Genomic DNA, 17145 nt, shown 5'->3' with positions numbered 1-17145 from the left:
ACGACGCTCTGGCCGGCTCTACCACCCGCCCGTCCGCATGCGGCTGTGGTTCACCGACGGCACCGAACAGCCGGTGCCCCAACTCCTGCTGGTCCTCCTGTGGCCCGCGGCGGTCCTCGCCGAAAACCTGCTGGACCTGGGCGGCGCCGAACTGGCCTACCGTCTGCTCGACGACGCGACGGCCGCAGACGCCACCCGCAGGTCTGTCTCACTCGCCCAGGAACAGCTCGCCTCGGGTCCCACGTGGTGGGCGACGCTGGGCACGCTCGCCGCCTGGCCCCTCCTCACCGGCGTCTGGGCACGGCTGTGGGGGTGGCGCGGGCGACCGGTGGGCACCTTCTCACCCGCCCTGTACGCGACCTCCGCCCTGCTCCCCGTGGGGATTCTGGTCCTCGGACTCCTCCCTGCCGGCCCGAAACCCGGCGCACCCTCCCAGGCCGACTCCCGCGCCCCGGATGCCACAACCGCCCCTCCGGCAGGCGGCAGCACGACCTGGGGAAGCATGCCGCCGACGCCCTGCCCCAGTCCCTCGAGGCCCGCGGCGCCGATCCGACCCAAAGGGCTCCCGTCCTTCCACAGCCCACGGGTGGCGGACACCACGGGCTCCGCCTCACCCACCGACAACCGGATGCGCTCCTTCCGCACGCTCCGCGTCACCTCGACAGAACCGCTGTCCGGGTCACTCGCGCAGGCTCAAGACGTGGCAGACCGTCTCACCGATGTCCACTGGACACTGAGCCCGGACGGGACGCTCAGCGCCTCGGGCGCCGACCTCCCCGAACTGCGCACCGCCGTGGTGCACGACGGCACACGCCTTCTGCGCGGCGAGCGCACCCGGACCACGGACGTCAGCGCCACCACCACCTGGGTGGACGCGCGGCTGCACACACAGACGGGCCGCACCGCACGACTCGACCTGATCCGCGCGGCGACCGGCGTCACACACGCCGTCGTCGCGTGCCGGGAATTCGACTCCACCGTCACCACCGCCGCCCGACTGACCCTGCAACTCGAAGAGCGATGAGCAGACGCCAGCCGGTATCCGCAGTCAGGCGGAATGCACGAGCATGATCGACTTCGTCGCGGGAGAAGTCCCGGACGCCCTCGGTCGAACCGCTGATGCGACAAAACCGCCCGCCGGTGTCCCCCGTGGCGGGCGGCTTGCGCCGTGGTGTTCAGAGATCAAGATCGGTGGCGGCGACACAAGCGTCCTGGGCCGCTGGACGACACCGGCCAAGGGCCGGCGACGGGATTCGAACCCGCGTTGCTCTCTTTGCAGGAGAAGTAGCCGCAACCTGCGCACCTGAACGACGTTCACCGTAATACGGCAGTCCCGGACGAGCATCTGAATTACACCGGGGCGTGACCGTCGGCGACACGCACGAAGCCAAATCGCAGCGAAACGTGGACGGACCCCATTCCGCCTGGCCCGCAGCGCCCGGCTCGGACCGGTTACGTCAGTGGCATGGCGCTGTAACAGTCCTGACGGAGGCTCATGGCGACGCACCTCCGATCTCCTCAGCAACTCGCCCCCCACGTGACCGTGTTGACCGAACGACCGCTCCCCGGACGGCGCACGCCCCGGGGTTCGGACGAGGAGGAATTGATGGCTGCAGAGCAATCCCCCGCATCCCGCCGCAGCTTCCTGAGATCCGTAGGCGCCACAGGCGGTGCCGGAGTGCTGTACTCGGCGATGGGCGCACTCGGGCTCGCCCCGGTGCCCGACGTACGGGCGGACGAGTACCGGCCGCCCCAGCGAAGCGACTTCACGCTCACAGGGCGCGCCGGCAAGAAGGTGCTCGTGCTCGGCGGCGGCATAGCCGGCCTGGCGACGGCGTACGAGCTGGGCAAGGCCGGTTACGACTGCCGGATCCTGGAGGCCAACGACCGCCCCGGGGGCCGCAACTGGACGGTCCGCGGCGGCACGAAGCTGACCGACCTCGACGGGCGTACGCAGACGGCGTCGTTCACCAAGGGCCAGTACATGAACGCGGGCCCCGCCCGGCTGCCGCAGTCCCACGTCACTCTCGAGTACTGTCGCGAACTCGGCGTCGAACTCCAGGTGTTCACCAACCAGAACGCCAACGCGTACATCTACCACGAGAGCAGCGCCGCCCTCGCGGGCAAGCCCATGCGCTGGCGCACCGCGAAGGCCGACGTCTACGGCTACCTCTCCGAACTGCTCGCCAAGGCCACCGACCAGGGCGCCCTTGACGCACAGCTCACCGCGCAGGACAAGGAGCGGCTGATCGCCTTCCTGCAGAGCTTCGGCGCCATCAAAGGCAAGGCCGACGGCTACGCCTACACCGGCAGCGACCGGCGAGGCTACTCCGTCGAACCGGGCGCGGCCTTCGAAGAGGGCACGGTGCTCGGCCCGGTGCCAACGTTGTCGGACGTCGTCGCCAGTGGCGTGGGGCAGCGCTTCGCCTTCGAATTCGGCTACGACCAGGCCATGTTGATGTTCCAGCCGGTGGGCGGCATGGACGCGATCCCGTACGCCCTGGCCAAGGCGATCGGCGGGCACCGCATCACCTATGGCTCCACGGTGCAGGAGGTCAAGGACCTGCCCGACGGTGCCGAGGTCACGTACCAGGACGCCGGCGGCCACAACCGCACCCAGCGCGCCGACTTCGTCGTCGCGGCCATGCCGCCCATGGTCATGGCCCGCCTCAAGCACAATCTGGGGACGAACGTCACCGCCGCGCTGAAGTACGCCGTCCCGACCCCCGTCGGCAAGGTCGGGCTCGAGTACCGCAGCCGCTGGTGGGAGACGGACGAGCACATCTACGGCGGCATCACGCCGACCGACACGGACCTGTCGACCATCTGGTATCCCTCGTACGGCTACCAGGGCCGCCGCGGCACACTCATCGGCTACTACAACTTCGGTGCCAACGCCGTCGCGTACAGCGATCTGCCGCACGCTGAGCGCGTCACGCGGGCGGTGAGCCGGGGCGTGAAGATCCACGGTGACAAGTACCGCACCGAACTCGATCACTCCTTCAGCGTGGCCTGGCATCGCACGCCGCACATCGAGGCCGGCTGGGTGGGCTGGCCCTCGCAGACCGGTCCGGAGTACAAGCTGCTCAACCAGCCGGCCGGGCACGTCTACTTCGCCGGCGACTGGCTCAGCCATGTCATCGCCTGGCAGCACGGCGCGTTCACCTCGGCCCGCAAGGTCGTGACCGACATCCACACAAGGGTGATGGCCGCTTGACGCTCTCCCTCCTGAAGGAGGGAGAGCGTCAACCGCTCCTTCAACTCCGCAAACACCCGCGCCGTGCCCACGTGATGCACACGAGCCTGCTCATACAGCAGCGCGGCCGCGGCCGCCCGCGTCCGCTTCCCCCGCGTCGCCTGAACGATCCGCCAGTTCACCGTCGGGTCTACCTGCTCCAGCAGCAGTCCAGGGCCTATGCCTCGACCTTGATGCCGTCACCTCAAAGCGACAGACGTACGGCCGAGCCGCGTTCCGCCTCCTCCCTGTCCGGATCCTGCTGCGATCATGACCTGGGGAATCACGGAATCGCGGGCTGAACCACTTACACGCCCGCTGACAGGAAGGAACCGTCGCCGGACCGGACATCACCGCCGATGCCATCGACCTCACGCTGTTCGCGACGGTGCGGCGCGCTGACGAGCCGGAGTGATCCCCGCAGCCGGCTTCGTGTTCCTCCCTGCCGCGGCATAGGTCGTCAGTCGAGGCCTTCGATGATGCGGAAGTCACGCTCGACGCAGTCGGCGAGTACGGCCAGCGCCTCCTGGTAGGCCGCACTCGCGCGTGCGGCCACCGCCTGTTCGAAGCTGTCGAACTCGATCAGGATGGTGCGCTCGGCGATTCCGGCGTCGTGTACGACGACCCGGCTGCCGCGGGAGAGCACCTGCCCGCCCGCGGCCCTGACGGCTGGACCGGCCAGCTTGTCGTAGGCAGCAAGCCTCTCAGGGTCTGCGATGGTGCGGTAGACGCTGACCCAGTAGCCCTTGGCCACGGTTACCTCCTGTGTTCGGAATTGATGATCAGAAGCATGCTCGGGTCCATGGCCGACGCGCCTTGGGCCAGCGAGCCGACGGAGACGCCGTCGAAGTCGGACGGCTTCGATCAACCGGCTGGGGCTGCGATCGGTTGAGGCTCGCGTGAGCGTCGGGGGGCGATGACGAGCCAGAGCCGGTCGAGTCGATGACTGGCATCGCGGAAGGGCGGCGGTGCCCGGACTGGAATGAAGCGGAGCCGACAAGCAGGTCCGAGTCGCACCAGTACGACGTGACTGGCCATCAACCCTTCGCCTCTGCCCCAGATGCCGTCAGAACTGGCCCGGCTCTCACCGGAGCAGTCGGACCTGCTGCGCACCGGCACCCTCGCCTTGACCGCCCGGGCCTCATCGCATGACCGTGCGCACGATCGCCGCCTGGCCGCCGACTCGGATCCGCTCTCCCGTGCGGTCGCGGTGGACGGTCGCCGTGATGGTGGACGGGCTGCCGAGGTGGTCACCCATGTCGACAGCGAGGCGGTATGTACCGAACCCGGCAGCATGCGCTGCCAGGCAGGCCGTGCTGTTGGCGTTGGCGATGTCCTCGGGGACGCCGATCGACGGGGCGAACATCCGGGCTGCTGCTCGGCCGTGTCGGTCCGGGGGTGAGTAGGCGTAGCAGCCCAGCAGACCGTAGCGGTCACAGGCTGCGCGCAACAGGGCGAAGTCCGGCGTGAGTTCGGCCAGTACGGCGCGGGATCGGAGGGGCAGCAGAAGCCTCGGCCGCCCGTTCGACGCCACGCAGGCGTCGCCGGCGACCGCGTCCTTGGGCCGTCCGAAGCCGCTCGCGACTGCCCTCAGTTCGGGTCCACCGGCGCTGCGCAGGCTGACCGGGCCCGGGTCGAACGACGCGGTCAGGCCGTCACCGTTTCTTCTTGCCCGACCGTCGAAGCTGCGGTGGGCCGTACGCAGGACGGCGCGGTAGTCGTGGTCGCCGCCTTCCCGTTCGGCGAGCACGGCGAGGGCGGCGACGGTGCCGTGGCCGCAGGCGGGCAGTTCGTCCTGGGCGGTGAAGAACCGCAGTGTGTACGCGGGCCGACGACGCTCGATTCCGGTCGCGCGGAGGAAGACGGCGTGCGATGTCCCCAACTCCGTGGGAATGCGACGTCGCTCCTCGTCGGTGAACGGCCCATCATCCACAACGGCGGTCGGGCTGCCACCCGCGCCGTCTCGCTGACACGCGTCGACGACCGCTACCTCGGACATGGCACCGGGCCGGTGGTCAGCAGCATGGTCAGGTCCAGTGCGGGCGCGCTGTGCGTCAACGCCCCGACCGAGATGAGGTCGACGCCCGTCCCGGCGATGGCGCGAACTGTGTCCAGGCGGATGGTGCCCGAGGCCTCCAGCAGGATCCGGGAAGCATCGGCCCGCCCGACCCGGACCTTCACGACCTGCTCGATGTCGGCCACCGGCATGTTGTCGAGCATGATCCAGCGGGCTCCGGCGTCGAGGGCCTCCACGGCCTGGGTGACGGTCTGCACCTCGACATCGCTCTCCACCATCTGCCCAGTGCGCGCCAACCCGCGCCCGACCGCCTCGATCGCGGCGGTCACCCCGCCCGCCGCGGCGATGTGGTTCTCCTTGAGCAGGACCATCGCCGCGAGATCGAGGCGGTGGTTGTGGCCACCGCCCGCGGTGACCGCGTACTTGTCCAGGGCGCGCAGGCCCGGCGCCGTCTTGCGCGTGTCCAGGATGCGCGCCCTGGTCCCTGCCACAGCTTGGACGTAGCGGTCGGTCAGCGTCGCGATGCCGCACATGCGCTGCAGGAAGTTCAGCGCCGTACGCTCCCCGGTGATCAGGCTGCGCGCCGGACCGGACAGGTGCACCAGGACCTGGCTGTCGGCCAGTCGGGCGCCGTCGGCGACGGCCGGCTCGACCTTGACCTCGGGGTCGACCTGAGCGAAGACCTCGGCGACCACGGGGAGGCCGGCTGCGATGCCGCTTTGCCGGGTGCGGATCTCGGCCGTGGCCGCCAGGTCCTCGGGAACGCTTAACTCGGTGGTGATGTCCTTCCCTGACGCGTCCTCGGCCAGGGCGGCAGCGACGGCGGCCCGTGCAGCCGCCGAGGGAAACTCGGTCGTGGTCATCTGGTCTCCAGCTCTGAGTGGACGTGGGCTTGGTGGCGGCAACCGCTGACGAGGCAGCACTGAGGTTCCGCCGGACCGGTTCACAGGACCTGGAGGATCCTGCACTCGATCTCCCGCGTGCCGGTCGCCCCTCCCCGCCACGCACAGGCTCCGGATGAGTCGTCCGTGCGACTCGGCACCGACCTCGAACTCCGGACACTGTGCGCATGTACCGGTCCTCCCAGCCGGTCTCGCCTCCGTCGACAGGGGACTTCAGGAACGCCGCTCGCCCAGCTCGTCAGGGCAGGTGCCACAACAGCCCCCTCTGATTCGATTTCCGAAGCGGTCACCGATGCTAGCGTGTCGGAATCCGAAGCATCAACCCTGGAGAGCTGGACACCCCGACATGGCAACACCCAGACCTGGCAGTCCTGTTCGCGGCTCGACCACCGGCCGCCCCCTCATGGCCGCACTCGATCTGTTCGGGCGGCGGTGGAGTCTGCGCATCCTGTGGGAGCTACGCGAGGGCCCGCTCGGATTCCGCCCCTTGCAGAAGCAGTGCGACGACATGTCCTCCAGCGTGATGCGGCAGCGCCTGACCGAACTGCTGGACGCCCAGGTGATTCACCAACTACCGGACAGCCGCTACGAACTCACCCCGCTGGGGCAGGAGGCGCGCCAGGCCCTCAACCCCCTCGCCCGGTGGGCGGAACACTGGGCGGCCACGATCGACCCGCAAGAGCCGGACCACACCGACGACCAGCCCGCCGGCCGCAGCCCACATCCGGACACCATGGACGACCGGACGCCGGAGACGGACTCCGCGGACTGACGTTGGTGTCGATGGACGGGCTGGTCAGCACCAGCTCGGAATCCGTGCAGCCGCGGAACTGGCCGAGCTTCGGCCGGGACCGGGCGAAGAAGAAGATCTCCGCCGCCCGCATCCCCTACCGCCTGCCGCGCCCAGCCGAGCTGCCGGACCGGCTGACGGCCGGGCTCGGCGTGCTCCACCCGCTGTTCACCGCCGGGCACACGGCCCCCTCGGGCCCCGCGCTCATGCGCACCGACCTGGCCGACCGCGCGCTGCACCTGGCCGCACCGACTCGACGGGTCCGTGGACTCATTCGGGTGAAATCCGAAGACCGGTCGTCGCATATGTGGGAGGCATATCCCAAGTCACCCGCACACCCGCACAGAGACAACCGAGGTGGATCACATGAACGTCATCGCGCCCAGGCCCGTCGCCCAGGACAAGGGAATGGGCTGGCTTCCCGACCGAGTCGACATCCGTGACTACACCAAGAACACCAACGGCGTGCCCGAGCTCCTCGAGCGGACCGGCGTGCTCAAGGCAGCCCTCGGACCGCTGCCTTCCCGGGTCGACCTCCGCTCGAAGTGCTCCCCGATCGTCGACCAGGGCCGCCTCGGATCGTGTACGGCCAACGCCGCGGCGGGAGTGCTGGAGTACTTCGAGCTTCAGGCGTTCGGCAACTACATGCCCGCGTCCCGGCTGTTCATCTACAAGGCCACTCGCGACTATCTGCAGTGGACGGGGGACTCCGGAGCGTTCCTGCGCTCGACGATGGGGGCGCTGAGCCTGTTCGGAGCCCCGCCGGAGCGGTTCTGGCCGTACAACGTCTCGAAGTTCGATGTGGAACCCACCTCGTTCTGCTACTCCTTCGCCAGCAACTATCAGGCCCTGACGTACTACCGTCTTGACCCGCCCAACGTCTCCCGGCAGGACGTCCTCGCCGACATCAAGGCCCATGCCGCCGCGGGCCTTCCCGCAATGTTCGGCTTCCCGGTGTACGCGAGCATCGACTCCGCGCCCAACGGGGAGATCCCCTATCCCGCAAGCGGCGAGTCAACGAACGACGGTCACGCCATCGTGGTGGTCGGTTACGACGACAACCGGGAGATCACCAACCCGATCGACGGCAGTACGACGCGCGGCGCCATGATCATCCGCAACTCCTGGGGTGCCGACTGGGGGGAGGCCGGCTACGGCTACATGCCCTACCAGTACGTGCTCAACGGACTGGCTCAGGACTTCTGGGTGCTCGTCAAGGCCGAGTACCTCGCGACGGGCAATTTCGACATCTCCGCCGGGTAGCGCGGTGCGCGTCGGCCGTCACAAGTACAGCAGGCGGTCCGGGACTTGATTCGGCCACGCCGCCTCGGGCCGGTTGAGCCAGCCCGAGGTGGCGTGGATTTTGGCTGCACCCCATCCACTTGGATTCCCCATACCCTCCTGCGAGGGACGGGTCTCGTCGGGCGAGTCCAGGCTCTTGCGGACCATGCCCGGAGGAGGCCGTGCACCGCGGTCTCGCCCTGGCTGGACGCACCCGCTCACATGCACCAAGGACCGAGAGCCTCAGGGCGCGACGAGTCGCAGGAACCGGAGACGTCGAGTGGACCGACGTCCTGATTTCGAGGGACCGGTCTCGCGGCTGCCGAGCCGGTGTAACGGCGCTCTGCGATCCGCTCAGCCGAAGCGGCCATTGACGTAGTCAGCGGTGCGCCTGTCCTGCGGGGAGTTGAACATGGCGTCGGTCGGGCCGTGCTCGACGATGCCGCCCGGTTCGCCCTGCTCGGCGAGGAAGAAGGCACACCGGTCGGAGACCCGGGCCGCCTGCTGCATGTTGTGGGTCACGATGACGACCGTGACCTCCTGTGCCAGGCCCTGGATGGTTTCCTCCACGCGGCGCGTGGACGTCGGGTCGAGCGCCGAGCACGGTTCGTCCATCAGCAGCACCCGTGGCCGTACTGCGAGCGCCCGTGCGATGCACAGACGCTGCTGCTGGCCTCCGGAGAGCGCGCCACCGGGTTGGCGCAGTCGGTCCCGGACCTCGTTCCACAGACCGGCGCGTATCAGGCACTCCTCGACCAGCGCGTCCTTGGCCGCGCGGTCGGCCTTGACGCCGGTCAGCCGTAGTCCGGCCACCACGTTGTCGTAGATCGACATGGCGGGGAAGGGGTTGGGTTTCTGGAACACCATGCCGATGTCCCGGCGTGCCTGGGTGAGTCTACGTCCGGGTGCGTAGAGGTCGGCGCCGTCCAGCAGTACCTCGCCGGCGAAGGCCGCGCCGCTGATCAGTTCGTGCATGCGGTTGAGGGTGCGCAGGAAGGTGGACTTGCCGCAGCCGGACGGGCCGATCAGCGCCGTGACCCGCCCGGCGGGCATGGTCAGGGAGACGCGGTCGAGCACCTTGTGGCTGCCGAACCACGCGGACACACCGCGGGCGTCGAGTTCGGCGGGGCCGACGCCCGCGGTCGGACCCGCAGGGGTCGTGAGGCCGAGGGCGCGGACGGCGGGCTGTTCGACCGTCTCCGCCTCGCCCTCGGCTCCTGCCGCTGTGTCGTACTCGACGGTGTTCAGTTGTGCGGCCTCTGCCGCCTCTTCGGTGGCGGCGGTGGTGTCGGTCATGTTGAGAACCTCAGTCCTGGGCGGGTCAGAGCAGATTGGGCAGGAGCCGGGTGACCTGTTCCGCCACCTGGAGACCGATGGCGCCGAGCAGTCCGGTGAACACGATCCAGGTCTGGCGGCGCCCCCAGCGGAACCAGGCCCAGACCGCCGCCGCGGAGGCGGCTGCCAGCGCCTGGAGCCAGAGCAGCACCTGCCACCAGACGACGGAGTCGCCGCGGAGCGGGAGTTCGCTCGACGGGAGGGAGTCGGGGGCGATCCGCAGGGCCGGTGTGTCGGCCGCGGCGCCGATCAGGTCGGCGTCGAGACGCAGTACGCCCTTGGGGAGGTACGGCGGCCCGGTCGCGGTCATGAGGACGACACGGCCCTTGCCCGCGGCGGGGGCGGTCGGAGCTCGGTCGCCTGCGTGGCGCTGGTCGAGGACGCGGAAGGTGAAACGTCCTTGGCCCGTCGTGATCCGAAAGGTGTCGCCGGGGGTCAGGTCCGCCAGGTGCCTGAACGGTCCCCCGTAGGCGGCGGCCCGACCCATGATCACGCTGGTTCCGGCCTGGCCGGGCAGCAGGGTGTCCCGGCGGTGGCCGGGGCCCTTGGCCAGTACGTCGGAGTCCGTACCTTCGAAGACCACTTCGTGGACGTGCAGTTTCGGGATCTCCAGGAGCATCAGCGGTGTGCCCGGCGTCAGCAGGCGTCCTTGCAGGTCGCTCTGGGACACCGCCACTGTTCCGGCGGCGAGTTCGGCGCGCAGCTTGTCGAAGCCGGACGACTGGGCGGCGCGGTGCTGCAGCGGGCTGAGGAGGACCAGTTGGGCGCAGATGCCGATCAGCAGCACGCTGATCGTCAGCAGGGCGCCGGCGGCCACGAAGGGGCCGAGCAGGGCGCGCTTGCTGCCCTTGGCCGCGTTGCCGCCGGGGGACGGACGGAGGGCTTCCTGCGTCCCGGCGGGCGTGTCGATCGTCGCGGTCACCTGTGGAACCTCCCGCCGAGTCGGCGAGTCGTACGGCGGACGAAGGCCTGCGCTGCGGCGAGTGCCGCGGCGCTGCCGCGGGGACGCCAGCCGGCCGCGAAGGGCGCGATCAGTCCCGCGAAGGCGCCGAGCCCGGCTCCGACGGGCAGGGCCAGGCGGAGCGGGACAGCCGGGTCGGCCGGGGTGAGGCCGCTCGCGGTGCTGATCAGGTCGGGCGCGGTGCTGCCGTGCGGGGCGGTGGAACTGCCCGACGGGGAGGCGCTGGTGCCGGTCGGGGTTTTGGCGGTGGAGCTGGTACCCGAGCCGCCGGTGGTGGTGCTGTCCGCTCCCCCGGTGCCTCCCGTGCCCGCGCCGTTCACGGAGCCGGTGGTGTCACCGGCCGTGGTGGCGCCCTTGTACGACTCCAGCGTCTTCGCGGCGGCGAGCGCCTTGGCGCGCTGTTCGCTGTCCAGCGGTGCGTAGCCGGGCGGCAGGTCGCCGAGGTCGATGCCGGTGTGCTGGCCCGCCCGCACGGCGTAGCGCAGCAGGTCGGCGTAGCTTTTGCGCTCCGCGGGCTTGATCTGGCCGGGGCGGACCACTGCGTCGACCAGCATGGTCACGGGGTAGGCGCCGGTGCGGGAGGCGGTGACGGGTACGACGGCGGGGCTGCCGGTGGCGGAGGCCGCCGCGGCGGTCAGGGACGCCGACGTCGGGGCGATGTACTGGCCGGCGGTGTTGCGCAGGCTGGCGGTCTGCAGACCGTAGCGTGCGGCGGAGGCGGCGTCGGTGACGACGAGTTGGAAGCGCTGGCCGACGTTCTGGGGGCCGGGTGACTTCCACATCGGCGGGTTGGCGTTCGCGTCCCAGCTGGACTTCCACAGCTGGTCGCCGCGGCGGGCGTGCTGGGCGGCGAGGAGCATGTCGTCCACGTAGGGGTGGAAGTCGGTCATGCCCTGCTTGACGGTGGCCTCGGCGGAGCCCGGCGGGATCGTGGTCCACGGGTCGGCCTTGGGGTAGTCGTCCCGGGCCGCGGTGAAGCCGTAACCGGTCGGGTTCAGGTCGGCGTTGGTGCTGTAGTACGGGTTGACCTGCGTGCCGTACTCGTCGGGTACGCCGGCCAGGAAGCGCCGGGCGTTCTTGTCGACCAGGACGTAGTTCCACAACTGCCGGGCCGCATCGGTGTGGCCGAGCGCGACCTCGAGGTCGGTGTCGGTGCTGGGGTTCTCGGCGATGGACTGGTTGGCGTACTCGGGGTTGAGGTCCAGGAACTCCGGGTCGGACAGCAGACCGGCGGGGTTGTTCTTCGCCCAGCCGTAGCCCGGGGCGGCGGTCACGGTGGCGGTGCCACCGGAGTAGACGGTTCTGACCGCTCCCCAGGGAGAGTTGCGGTACGACTCGGTGAGCAGCTTGGCGATCAGCCGCGGAGTGAGCTTCATCGAGGTGAACCGGGTTCCCTCCAGGGCCTTTTGGTCCTTGGTGGCGGTGGAGCCAGGTTGCCGTTCGATGGTGAAGCCGATGACGACGCCGGAGAGCGCGACCGGGGCGTAGGTCACCTTGCCCGTGGGCGGGGTGGTGCCGTCGTCCGAGCCGAGCGGTCGGGTGACGAATCCGAGGGTGTCCGCGCCGGAGGCGATGCGGGCGCGGGTGTCGGCGTCGCCGAGCTGGGTGAAGCCGTAGACGGTACCGGTGGTGCAGAGTCTGGCCTGCCAGCTGGTCATGGCCTCGGCGACGAGTTCGCTGCCGATGGTGTCCTGCTCCTCGGCGCCGATCTTGCAGGAGGCGCCGACGGGGTTGAAGCCGAGCTTGACGGCGATGCGGTTCTTCCAGTTGGTCGAGGACACCGGTGAGCCGGCGTTGACCTGGGTCTGGTCCTCGTAGGGCCTGCCGTCGAGGTCGAGGTGGCCCTGCGGGACGATGACCAGCCAGCAGGAGCGGCCGCTGACGGTGCCGTCGGCCTGGGTGACCGGGGCACCGCAACCGAGCTGCGGGGCCTCGTTGGCGGTCTGCGTCTCGAAGATCTCCGAACCGGTGCCGTCCGCCTCGGTACGGGCGAAGTCGATCTCGTTGGTGGTGGAGTGGTTGAACAGCTTGTTGTTCTGGGTGCCGCTGATGATGACCGTGCCGTCGACCGCCTTGAAGGGCACCTCGCCCAGACCGTAGGGCATGGTGGAGCCGTAGGTGTCGTCGTCGCCGTAGTGGCCGGGCCTGGCCCGGTAGACGACGGCGCGAGTGTCGTCGTCGCCGTTGCCGGGCCAGTTGGAGCGGTCGGTGGTGGGTGAGGCGCCGTACTCGCACTGGGTGCGCGGCGGGCCGGGGTTGCCGGGGACGGTGCCGTCGTCGTCGCCCCAGCACTGCATGATCTGGACGAAGTCCGTGTTGAACTGGCTTCCGGCGAAGGTGGTGGGTGTGCCGCCGCTCCAGGAGACGGTGACGGCCCGGTCCGTGAGTCCCTGGGTCTGGCTCACGGTGAACTTCGTGCCGGCGAACTCGCCGCGCCCGGAGACGGTGACGGCGGAGCCGGTGGCCGATGACGTTGCGTCGGCGGGCGCCGCTCCCGCACCGGGCGCCACCGCCACGGAGACCAGCGCGCCCATGAGGGCACCCGCGGTCGCTCCCACGAGTATGCGGACGAGCTGATGTGTCCTCACTTCTGCTCCCCCTTGTCGGCCCTGGCCGTGCCGGCTCGGCGGCCGGCCAGCACGTGTGCGGTGACGGCGGGCACCAGAACCACCACGAGCAGGGTGATCCCGGCCAGGACCATCAGGGTCTGGCTGGCGCTCCAGCCGTCGTCGGCCGACAGGGAGACCGGGGAGGCGAGCACGGTCGTGGCGCCGCTGCCGCCGGTGGCGGACGCGTTGACGGCCTGACCTGTGTCCGGGTCGACGCTCGCGCCGCTCGAAGGGCCGCTCGATCCGGCCCCTCCCCCGGTGGCCGCCGTACCGCCGCTCGCCCCGGCCACGGAGCCCGAGCCACCAGTGGTGCCACCGGAGGAACCACCGCTCGAGCCGCCGCTGTTCGCGGTCGTCTGTCGGGCACCGCCGGAGCCGGTGGCGCACTGCTGCGTCGCGCCCTTCTTGTCGCAGGCGGGTGGCATGGGTGCGGTGGTGGCCAGCCGGTTGGTGCCGTCCGCACTGAAGGTGGGGTTGTTGCAGCCCTTGACGTTGATGTTCTTGGCGACCACGCCCGGAATCTTGCGGATCTGGTCGAAGCCCGCCTTGACCAGGTTGATCGGCAGCGGCGAGTAGCCGAGTTCGGGCGCCTGTTGCTGGCCCTGGCACATGAAGTAGTAGGAGAACGCGCCGAGTGTCGTGCCCTTGGCGGTGGTGAAGGTCCCCTGCACCCTCAGCGGGAGGATCATGTACGAGTAGCTGGAGAGCACGTAGGAGCGCGGATCGCTGTCGGTGTAGACGGAGTCCAGGTTCTGGGTGAGGTAGTCCGCGGAGCTCTTGTTGGTGTTGATCTTCGCCTTGAGCAGCGACACCGCGACGTTCTGCGCGGTCGGTTCGGTGTAGTAGCCGGCCGCGTTCAGCAGCTTGGCCACGGGGTAGTGCGCGTTGAGGGCGTAGGAGTAGTTGACGTACCCGATGGAGCCCTCGCCGTAGCCCTGGGAGATGTAGCCGGCCACGCCGAGGTCGCCGGACTGGGCGATCATGCCGGTGACGGTCGGGTAGTACGAGGTCTCGCCGCAGGCGTTGCTGCGGCCGACCTTGGCGCAGTACGCCTTCCACAGCGCGGCCTGCCGCTTGGCCATCCAGAGCGTGAACTGGGCCGAGGCGCCGGAGCCGTCCGAGCGGACGACGGGCACGATGGCCCGGTGCGGCAGCTTCAGGCCCGGGTTGTCCGCGCGGATCGAGGAGTCGTCCCAGTACCGCACGGCCGCGGTGAAGATCTTGGTCAGGGTGGGCTGGCTCAGCCGCAGGTTGGTGACCCGCTGACCGTTGATCGTCAGGTGGTACATGAAGGCGGTGCCGCCCGCCACGATCGGCATGTACGCGTACGACCCGGCCACCGGCCGCTCCGGGGCGGACCCGTCCGTGGGGTTGGTCTGGAAGGGGATGTCGGAGACCGCGAAGTCCGTGGTGCCGGCCAGGAACTGCTGGCGGCCGTAGGAGGAGCCCTGCGGGGTGTAGGAGATCTGCATGCCGTACTGCCGGACGTCGCGGCGCCACTGGTCGACGGCGTTGAAGGCCCAGCTGGAGCCGGCTCCGCTGATGGGGGTGTAGCTCGCGGCGGTCGCGGGAGCGGCGGCGCCGAGCAGCAGGGCCGCGGCCAGGACGAGCGCCGCGACGGCGGCTCGCGGGATGGAACGTATCCGACGGAGCATCAGTCCACCTCGGTGGGAGCGGGATTCGGGGCCAGGGGGGCGGTCGGGCCGTCGACGGCCCTGGTGGCTGCCTCAAAACGGTCCAGGTCGTACCGTGAGCGGCGGGCCGCACGCCGGGTCTGGCGGGGGCTCAGCTGTCCGGGACCGCGGCCGCCGACGACGCGGGCGAGTGAGAAGAGAAGCAGGACCAGCGCGAGCAGCACCAGCGCGGTGCCGAAGGCGCGGGTGATCATGGCCGGTTGGGGCGATCTGACGAAGGTGAACACCGCCAGCGGCAGGGACATCATCGGGCCGTGCGTGGGGTCGGCGTTGAGTGCGGCCGTCGCTCCCGCCGTGAGGAGCACCGGCGAGGTCTCGCCGATGCCGCGCGCGGTGCCCAGGATGACGGCGGTGGCGAGTCCGGAGCGTGCGGAGGGCAGCACCACGTGCCACACGGTGCGCCAGCGCGGGGCGCCCAGTGCCTCCGCGGCCTCGGTGAGAGTGCCGGGCACCAGGCGCAGTACAACGTCCGACGCCCGGATCACGATCGGCAGCATCATCACGCTGAGGGCGAGCCCGGCCGCCAGGCCCGACTTCTCGAAGCCCAGCATGAGGATCCAGCTCGCGTAGACGAAGAGGCCGGCCACGACCGACGGCAGTGCGGTCATCGCCTCCACGATGGTGCGCACGAAACGGGAGAACCGTCCCGGCACCTGGCCGAGGTAGACGGCGCAGGTGATGCCCAGCGGAATGGTGACGGTGAGGGCGATGGCGATCTGGACGAGGGTGCCGACGACGGCGTGTTTGACGCCGCCGACGGTGACCGGGTCCAGCGGACCGGCCGCTTGCATGTCCTGCGTGTAGAAGCTCGCATGCGGCAGCGCGTGCCAGCCGCGGGCCATGGTGAAGCCGATGACCAGGGCCAGGCCGGCGAAGAGCAGGGCGGCGGCGGAGCCCAGGACGACGGTCAGCAGCCGGTCGCGCACGGCGGGCGCGGCGGAGGCTCCAGCGGCCGAGGCATCCATCCACACCAGTACGGCGTAGACCACCAGGAAGATCAGGTAGGCCACGATGGTGAAGCCCAACACCCCGGAGAGCGGGGCGAGTTGGCCGAACAGCAGCCAGGCCAGGGTGAGACCGGTGGTGGCCGCGCCGCCGAGGGCGAGCAGGTCGTCGCGGCGCGCTCCGCCCAGCCGGCGGTGTTCCTCCGGCTCCGTCAGCGGCTCGGGCCGCGGTACGACGGTGGTCGTGGGACCGGGGCCGGGCGTCGGAGCCGGGGGCTTGTCCAGCGTGGTCGTCATGGGCTCAGGCCTCGCTCTGTGCGCCGGACCGGGAACGGGCCACGATCGAGGACGCGGTGAAGTTGACCACCAGGGTCAGCAGGAACAGGGCGAGCCCGGCCGCCATCAGCGCGGAGACACCGAAGGCGGAGGAGTCGCCGTAGTGCAGGGCGATCAGGGAGGACACGGAGTTCGAGCCGGTCTGCAGGATGTGCGGCTGGATGGTGAAGACCGGCGAGATGATCAGATAGACGGCGATGGTCTCGCCCAGGGCCCGGCCGAGTCCGAGCATGGTGCCGCCGATGATGCCGGCGGCCCCGTACGGCAGGACGACGCTGCGGATCATGCCGGCCCGTGTGGAGCCGAGCGCGTACGCGCCCTCGCGCTCCCCCGCCGGTGCGCGGCCGAACACCTCACGCATCACCGAGCACTGGATCGGCGCGACCATCAGCGCGACCACGATGCCCGCGACGAACGTCGAAGCGGTGTACACGCTGGCGGAGGCGAGCGGGTCGTCCTGGTGCGCGCCGTCGACGTGCAGGAACGGGATCCAGCCGAACCAGGCCGACAGCCACCGGGACAGGCCGATCACCTTGCTCTGCAGGAAGAACAGCCCCCACAGGCCGTAGACCACCGACGGTACGGCGGCCATGAGGTCGACCAGCGCGATCAGGGTGCGCCGCAGCCGGGCCGGTGCGATCTCGGAGATGTACAGCGCGGTCCCGAGGGCCAGCGGCACCGACACCACGACGGCCACCGCCGCGATCAGCAGAGTGCCGGTGAGTACGGCGGCGATGCCGAAGTCATGGGTGTCCGGTTCCCACCGCTGGGTGGTGAGGAAGGAGAATCCGGCGGTGCGCAGCGCCTGCAGGGCACGCAGCAGCAGGAACAGGCCGACGGCCGCCATGATGGCGAGCACGGCGAGGCCGGAGCCGCGCAGCGCGCCCCGGAAAATGCGGTCACCGGTGCCCCGTGCGGTGGACAGCGGCCGTGGCGTGTCCTCGCCCGGCGCGGTCAGCGGGTGGCCCAAGGTCCTTGTGCTCCTTCCTGGTTTCGGCTGTTTCGGGTACGACGGCGCCCGGGGCCGGAGCCGGCGCGGTG

At 70.1% G+C, this 17145-nt stretch carries 13 protein-coding genes; 4 read left to right on the top strand and 9 right to left on the bottom strand.

The genetic code is table 11. The annotated features are described in order from the left end of the window. The first annotated feature begins 37 nt into the window (after positions 1–37). Both ABT254_RS19970 and ABT254_RS19965 read left to right on the top strand, forming a co-directional pair. Positions 38–1024 carry a hypothetical protein gene (locus ABT254_RS19970; RefSeq protein WP_351472014.1) on the top strand — a complete coding sequence of 329 codons (987 nt, stop codon included), beginning with the start codon at positions 38–40 and terminating at the stop codon, positions 1022–1024. A gap of 582 nt (positions 1025–1606) precedes the next feature. Continuing rightward, on the top strand, positions 1607–3217 hold the full coding sequence (locus ABT254_RS19965; protein WP_351471563.1) for a flavin monoamine oxidase family protein: 1611 nt from the start codon (positions 1607–1609) through the stop codon (positions 3215–3217). Between the two features lie 478 nt (positions 3218–3695). Here ABT254_RS19965 and ABT254_RS19960 read toward each other — a convergent pair whose 3' ends face one another. The 3 genes from ABT254_RS19960 to nadC all read right to left on the bottom strand — a co-directional run bounded on the left by ABT254_RS19960 (position 3696) and on the right by nadC (position 6115). Further along, the gene (locus ABT254_RS19960; protein ID WP_351471560.1) at positions 3696–3989 is read right to left on the bottom strand and encodes a DUF1330 domain-containing protein; all 294 of its coding nucleotides are present in this window, start codon (positions 3987–3989) and stop codon (positions 3696–3698) included. A 387-nt stretch (positions 3990–4376) separates the two neighbouring features. Further along, a complete protein-coding gene (locus ABT254_RS19955; RefSeq protein ID WP_351471557.1) occupies positions 4377–5234 on the bottom strand; it encodes a PhzF family phenazine biosynthesis protein in 858 nt (285 codons plus the stop codon). Then, complete coding sequence (nadC, locus tag ABT254_RS19950; RefSeq protein WP_351471554.1) at positions 5222–6115, bottom strand: carboxylating nicotinate-nucleotide diphosphorylase; 894 nt, start codon at positions 6113–6115, stop codon at positions 5222–5224. The genes ABT254_RS19955 and nadC overlap by 13 nt, the downstream gene beginning before the upstream one ends. A 385-nt stretch (positions 6116–6500) precedes the next feature. Here nadC and ABT254_RS19945 point away from each other — a divergent pair, with 385 nt between their 5' ends. Beyond that, positions 6501–6926: a winged helix-turn-helix transcriptional regulator gene (locus ABT254_RS19945; RefSeq protein WP_351471552.1), complete on the top strand. Its 426-nt coding sequence runs from the start codon at positions 6501–6503 to the stop codon at positions 6924–6926. A 384-nt stretch (positions 6927–7310) separates the two neighbouring features. Next, positions 7311–8207: a C1 family peptidase gene (locus ABT254_RS19940; protein WP_351471550.1), complete on the top strand. Its 897-nt coding sequence runs from the start codon at positions 7311–7313 to the stop codon at positions 8205–8207. Positions 8208–8579: 372 nt separating this feature from the next. On the opposite strand, the gene ABT254_RS19935 is transcribed toward ABT254_RS19940, so the two are convergent. The 6 genes from ABT254_RS19935 to pstC are packed head-to-tail and all read right to left on the bottom strand — an operon-like array spanning position 8580 to position 17074. Further along, complete coding sequence (locus ABT254_RS19935) at positions 8580–9521, bottom strand: phosphate ABC transporter ATP-binding protein (RefSeq protein ID WP_351471548.1); 942 nt, start codon at positions 9519–9521, stop codon at positions 8580–8582. A 25-nt stretch (positions 9522–9546) separates the two neighbouring features. Continuing rightward, positions 9547–10482, bottom strand: a complete 936-nt coding sequence (locus ABT254_RS19930; protein ID WP_351471546.1) for a sortase — start codon at positions 10480–10482, stop codon at positions 9547–9549. After that, positions 10479–13109: a hypothetical protein gene (locus ABT254_RS19925; protein WP_351471543.1), complete on the bottom strand. Its 2631-nt coding sequence runs from the start codon at positions 13107–13109 to the stop codon at positions 10479–10481. Before ABT254_RS19925 ends, ABT254_RS19930 begins: the two co-directional genes overlap by 4 nt. Then, positions 13106–14785 (bottom strand): substrate-binding domain-containing protein, encoded by a 1680-nt coding sequence (locus ABT254_RS19920; RefSeq protein ID WP_351471540.1) that lies wholly within the window; start codon positions 14783–14785, stop codon positions 13106–13108. The genes ABT254_RS19925 and ABT254_RS19920 overlap by 4 nt, the downstream gene beginning before the upstream one ends. Continuing rightward, the gene (gene pstA, locus ABT254_RS19915) at positions 14785–16065 is read right to left on the bottom strand and encodes a phosphate ABC transporter permease PstA (protein ID WP_351471538.1); all 1281 of its coding nucleotides are present in this window, start codon (positions 16063–16065) and stop codon (positions 14785–14787) included. Before pstA ends, ABT254_RS19920 begins: the two co-directional genes overlap by 1 nt. Before the next feature lie 4 nt (positions 16066–16069). Continuing rightward, the gene (gene pstC / locus ABT254_RS19910) at positions 16070–17074 is read right to left on the bottom strand and encodes a phosphate ABC transporter permease subunit PstC (RefSeq protein ID WP_351471535.1); all 1005 of its coding nucleotides are present in this window, start codon (positions 17072–17074) and stop codon (positions 16070–16072) included. Between the last annotated feature and the right edge of the window lie 71 nt (positions 17075–17145).

It is taken from the genome of Streptomyces sp. NPDC001137 (genome assembly GCF_040298885.1).
Lineage (GTDB): Bacteria > Actinomycetota > Actinomycetes > Streptomycetales > Streptomycetaceae > Streptomyces.
Note: the sequence above shows the minus strand (reverse complement) of the source record. Positions and strands in the feature narration are given on the sequence as shown.